This window comes from Chthonomonas sp. (assembly GCF_035294165.1).
Lineage (GTDB): Bacteria > Armatimonadota > Chthonomonadetes > Chthonomonadales > Chthonomonadaceae > Chthonomonas.
Genome location: NZ_DATGLN010000213.1, coordinates 1 through 5,052 on the forward strand (window position 1 = coordinate 1; position 5,052 = coordinate 5,052).

Here is a 5,052-nt window from a genome sequence, read left to right on the forward strand (position 1 = left end):
CCCGACATGATACCTTTATATTACCCAACTATCCGCATGATTCCTTCTCATCCTAACCCCGATACCCAAAATTTTTTATAACCCAACCCACAAGCCAAGGTCATCGAAAATCGTTACTCTCATCCGGCCGGTTTTGCCCTAAGGAAGAAGGGAGAATGAGAGAAGCTTACCTGTCCCATGTTCGCAAATGGGACGCCGAATTCCGCAAAGAACCGATTTTCGAGGGACTGGTTAAGCTTCCTGCACAATTCCTCGAGGAGAGCCACAGCTGGTCAAATTTCCTAAAGTGGCCGTCGTTGAGCAAGGTGTTGAACGGGTCGGCTGCCCCCCCTGATGCACGCGACCGGGAAAGCGTTGTGGCGGCAGCAGGCGGCAGACTCCTTGCCAATAGAGCGATGTGGCATGTCCCTCCTCAAGCGCGCCGGTGCTGCGCATGGCGCCTTTTCCCTCAAGGCCGATACAGGGGGTCCCCAGAAAATCTTGTGATTTTCTGGGGGTAGGGCGCCCTTCCCCTCAGCACTTGTGGGAAGTGAAACTCAAGATTTCTCGCTTTCGGCTCGAAATGACAGGCGTCTCTCTTACCGGCTCTTCAAGCCCTACCCCCTACAGGGAGAGAGGCACCTGATCCCCTCGTTAAGGAAGGCCTTACGAACCGATGCCGCTATTTCCCTGCTGTAGAGAGAGGCGGGCTGGGTTTGGTGTTGGCATGGGCAAGCCCTAGAGCAAAACGAATGCCGCCTAAAATCAGTTGTTGATAGAGCGGATCGCGCCACATCTCCTGTCGGTGGCCGAGCACAGTATAAAAGACGCGCCCTCTGCCGTAACTTTTGCACCATGCGATGAGATGGTCTCCCGGCTTACCGGCATCGGGACTGCCATCGTTCGGATAGTGATTCATCGAGAGGATAACATGCACCTTGGTGCGATCGTTGTTCTTGAGGATATACATCTCGTCGAAGACGAGCCAGATGTGGTCGTAGACCACGCTATGCCCCTGCTGCAGTTGTTCAATTGGCGTGTTAGGCCCGCCACCGGCCTTTTCTCCCTCCGCCATCAGCTCACGAATGCCGGGGAAGTGGGTGTCTTCGATGTGGATATCGGCCACGCTCTGCGCATGATGGGTTAGGAATTCGCCACCGAGCATCTGAATATACTCCGACACCCCATCCTGCTGGCCGGGCCAGGTGTGAAAGGTGTCGCTGGCCGAATGCATCCCCACGAACCCGTGTCCGTCTTTGATGTAGTCGAGGAAACCTTGGGGATCGGGCAGCGGCAGGACGCCGGTGGTATTGGCGAACACCACCGCGTCGTACTTTTTAAGGGCTTCCGGCGTCATCTTCTCCTGCATCTCTTCATCGGTGCGCACAAAATCGGTGTCCCACTCGTGGGTTTTCTCTCCCAACATCTGGATCACCTGCTCCGCCACGGGGATGCTGTCGTGTCGAAAGCCTTTGGTAACGGTAACAACCAGAAGGTGCTTCATGGGTTTCGCTCCGTGTGGTGTTGCATTGCTGGCTGCGGTTCCCAGCGTAAAGCAGAGGAGGGCCGCTCCGAGGCCATACCAAAGCTTCATAGTTTTTACTCCTTGTTTTGGCTAAAAACTCCGCTCTCAACGAGCGGAGCCTACGGAGGTAATTATAGAGGGATCGCGCCGATCTGTCAATAGGCGCGGAAGCAGGGCAAGGAAGAAAGAAGCAGATGGGAAGACCCCATCTGCTCGCGCAACGCATGGGTAGAGGATTAAGGCTTTTTGGGAGATTTTGGAGCACGATGGCCGTTGGCTCTTGCCTTTTCCGCCCTGGCTTCCGCCCGCTCCTTGGCGGCGGTTGTTACCTCCACGTTGTCTATTTTGCCCGTCTTCGCATCCACCATCACCTCTCGTAGGGTTCTACCCGAACGCACCATCACGCTGTACTGCCAAATTCCCTCCTCATTCTCCAAGGCCACCTTACCCACGACACGACCATGATAGCGCTTAAGCGCGATCTGTTTTGCCTGGGCCGCGCTTATCTTGGCCATAGCAGCGGGATGTTTTGTGTGGGTGGGGTGTTTTTGTGCTAGGGCGACCGTAGAAGGCATTATCGCCGAGCCAATTGCCAGCATAACCCCAACGGTTGAACGCAACGACGCCATACTTAAACTCCTCTCTTTGCAGGATGGTTAATCTATTGTACGAGGCCGCCCCTTAGAAGAACCTTAAAGCTATCTGAGAATTCTTTCAGGTTGCCATCATAACACCCGGTTTTCTTTGATGAACCATTTCTTAGTTAACCCTCGCAGCCACGAGTCGTTTGGAGTGGGGTAACCTCAAGACCGATACCCATCCCCTCAGGGCTGGTGGGAATGGAAACTCAAGATTTCTCGCCTTCGGCTCGAAATGACAGGTGTTTATCTCGAAATGACAGGCGTCTCTCTTACCGGCTCTTCAAGGCCTACCCCTCAAGGCCCCCACCCCCCCGCCCCTCCCCCCATTGGGGAGAGGGGAGACCAATAAGTTCATTGGCAGTCCCTTATGATAACCTTTCCTTTGGAAACCCATCATAACCGCCCCCTTTCTCCCTAATAGGGGGAAAGGAAGGGATAGGGGGCGAACAAAGTCGTCTTGTTTTGTAAACTGCCTCTAGAACCGTGAGATTATCAGCCTCCGCAGCCCCACCCCCTTCCCCTCAGCACTTGTGGGAAGTGAAACTCAAGATTTCTCGCCTTCGGCTCGAAATGACAGGCGTTTATCATAAGAAATGACAGGCGTATCATCGCTTCTTCAAGGCCCATCTCCTCCCTCTATCAGGCAGGGGGGCTGACCGCCTCAGCGGCCTGTGTCGTTTCCTTCATCGCCTATCTCGCTGGCCGCTGCACTGCTGTCTGCAAGACCGTTGCATTGCTGTCTGCGAGGACGGAAAGGATGGGATAGGAGGCGAACAAGGCAGACTTGCTGTGCGAATTGGCTCTAGAATGAGTTTCATGCTAATTTCGCCAATAGGATTTTTCCGCAACAAATTGAGGTCTTCTCAAAAAACCAGCCGATGGTCGTTCAACAGGTGCAACAGTTGCCAATTGGTGCCGTTGCCGACGTCAGTCATAGGGGAAAGCTTATCCGATAGGAAAACGGCCTCAACGTTCCCTTCTCTTTGGTACAATATCTCCATGCACAAGCAACGGTCTCCGCAACGCCGCTTCGTAGCGCTCACTTTATGGGCAACGCTGGGTTCGCTGTTGGCGCAAGCCGGTCTGCTGCCGGTGAAAGCCCTGCATCGCCCTCAAAGCACAGCACAAGCCATGTCCTCTGTAAAAGCGCCCTTTACACGCTCCATCACTTTCCGTTACGTCCCCACCCAACCGGCCCAAACCGTGTGCGTGGCCGGCACCTTCAACGATTGGAATAAGTCCTCCTACCCGCTGAAACTTCAGCCCGACGGCAAAACGTGGGTCGGCACCTACCCCATTCCGCCAGGTGTCTACTACTACCGCTTCGTGATCAACGGTAACACCTGGGTAAACGACCCCAATGCCCCAGGAGTAGACGATGGCAACTCCAACATCAACTCCTTGTTGGTTGTAGAACCTGAAGACTACGATCGGTACCCGGCGCGCATAGGCGATGGCATCATCACCCCCTCTGCCGTTCTACACCATCCCGATCGCTCCGACATCACTCGGCTTGGAGAGCGCCGCTTTGCGTTTGCGCTTCGCACTCGCCATAACGATGTCGCCCGGTGCTTCGTCCTTATCCAGAAGGCCAACGGCGGCGTGGCCTCCTATCCCATGCAGATCGTGCTCAAAGACCCTCTCTACGATCGGTGGAGAGGCAGTGTGGATATTCCCTCTCTTCAGCCCACACACTACGCCTTTCTCTTAAAGGACGGCGCCACCGCGTTGCGCTACGATGCCTCCGGGCACCTGACGGCCACAAACACCCCTCCCCGTTGGTTTACCCTGCAACCCACAGCCTACCCGCTTTTGGTAACGCCCCAATGGCCCCGCGATGCCGTTTTCTACCAGATTTTCCCCGACCGCTTTGCCAACGGCGATCCCTCCAATGACGGGCCCGATGTGCAGCCGTGGGGCTCTAAACCTACCGGCACCAACCGCATGGGCGGCGACCTGCAAGGCGTTCTACAACACCTCGACTACCTTCACAGTTTAGGCATTAACGCTCTCTACTTCAACCCCCTGTTCACCGCGCGTAGCAACCACGGGTACGACACAACCGACTACTACCATGTTGACCCAAGGTTCGGCACCAACACGCTGCTCCGCAAGCTCGTGGACAAGGTACACTCCATGGGCTGGCATGTGATCCTCGATGGGGTGTTCAACCATACCGGCATAGACTTCTTCGCCTTCAAAAGCCTTCGCAAGGAAGGCCCGCGCTCCCCTTACCGCAACTGGTACTTCATCTACAAGTTCCCCATTGTGGTCGCCGAAGGACAGCGTACCTATGAGGGCTGGTTCGGCGTGCCCTGGCTGCCCAAACTCAACCAAGAGAACCCGGCCACACGCGACTACTTTCTTCATGTTGGCACCTACTGGATACGCGAGGCCCATATAGATGGATGGCGTCTCGATGCTGCCGACCAGGTGGTGCCCTCCTTCTGGAAAGCCTTTCGCAAAGCGGTAAAAAGCGTTAACCCAAACGCCTACCTTGTGGGCGAAATTTGGGGCGATGCACACGCCTGGCTTCAAGGCGATGAGTTCGATAGCGTGATGGACTATCCATGGCGTGCCGCCGTGCTCGACTTCTTCGTGTTCGACACCAGCACGCCCTCTCGCTTCGACCAACAGCTTGCCCAAATCCGCGATTCCTATCCCCCCGCCGCCGATGCCGTTCTCTTTAACCTGCTCGGCAGCCATGACACCGTGCGACTGCGCACGCTCTGCCAGGACAATTGGCCCAAGGAACGCCAAGCCGTGCTTTTCCAGATGACCTACCCCGGAACGCCTTGTGTCTACTATGGGGATGAGATCGGCATGGAGGGCGGTAAAGACCCCGACGACCGACGTTGCATGGAGTGGAACCCGCAAAAGTGGAACCGCACCATCCTTCAGTTTTTT

The 5,052-nt window shown here is 55.7% G+C and carries 5 protein-coding genes; 1 reads left to right on the forward strand and 4 read right to left on the reverse strand.

Annotated features, from left to right (window positions below):
• Window positions 1-231 precede the first annotated feature (231 nt).
• The 4 genes from VKV29_RS11890 to VKV29_RS11905 all read right to left on the reverse strand — a co-directional run bounded on the left by VKV29_RS11890 (window position 232) and on the right by VKV29_RS11905 (window position 3,137).
• Window positions 232-435: a hypothetical protein gene (locus VKV29_RS11890; RefSeq protein ID WP_324201529.1), complete on the reverse strand. Its 204-nt coding sequence runs from the start codon at window positions 433-435 to the stop codon at window positions 232-234.
• Window positions 436-661: 226 nt separating this feature from the next.
• Window positions 662-1,573 (reverse strand): ThuA domain-containing protein, encoded by a 912-nt coding sequence (locus VKV29_RS11895; RefSeq protein ID WP_324201530.1) that lies wholly within the window; start codon window positions 1,571-1,573, stop codon window positions 662-664.
• A 167-nt stretch (window positions 1,574-1,740) separates the two neighbouring features.
• Window positions 1,741-2,133, reverse strand: a complete 393-nt coding sequence (locus VKV29_RS11900; protein WP_324201531.1) for a PepSY domain-containing protein — start codon at window positions 2,131-2,133, stop codon at window positions 1,741-1,743.
• Between the two features lie 875 nt (window positions 2,134-3,008).
• Complete coding sequence (locus VKV29_RS11905; RefSeq protein WP_324201532.1) at window positions 3,009-3,137, reverse strand: hypothetical protein; 129 nt, start codon at window positions 3,135-3,137, stop codon at window positions 3,009-3,011.
• A 7-nt stretch (window positions 3,138-3,144) separates the two neighbouring features.
• On the opposite strand from VKV29_RS11905, the gene VKV29_RS11910 reads away from it, so the two are divergent.
• The coding region (locus VKV29_RS11910) for an alpha amylase N-terminal ig-like domain-containing protein (RefSeq protein ID WP_324201533.1) at window positions 3,145-5,052 on the forward strand (1,908 nt) is incomplete at its 3' end.

Excerpts from the sequence above, each read along its gene's own strand:
- VKV29_RS11890 (WP_324201529.1), bottom strand. The coding sequence starts at position 435 with ATGCGCAGCACCGGCGCGCTTGAGGAGGGACATGCCACATCGCTCTAT.
- VKV29_RS11895 (WP_324201530.1), bottom strand. The coding sequence starts at position 1,573 with ATGAAGCTTTGGTATGGCCTCGGAGCGGCCCTCCTCTGCTTTACGCTG.
- VKV29_RS11900 (WP_324201531.1), bottom strand. The coding sequence starts at position 2,133 with ATGGCGTCGTTGCGTTCAACCGTTGGGGTTATGCTGGCAATTGGCTCG.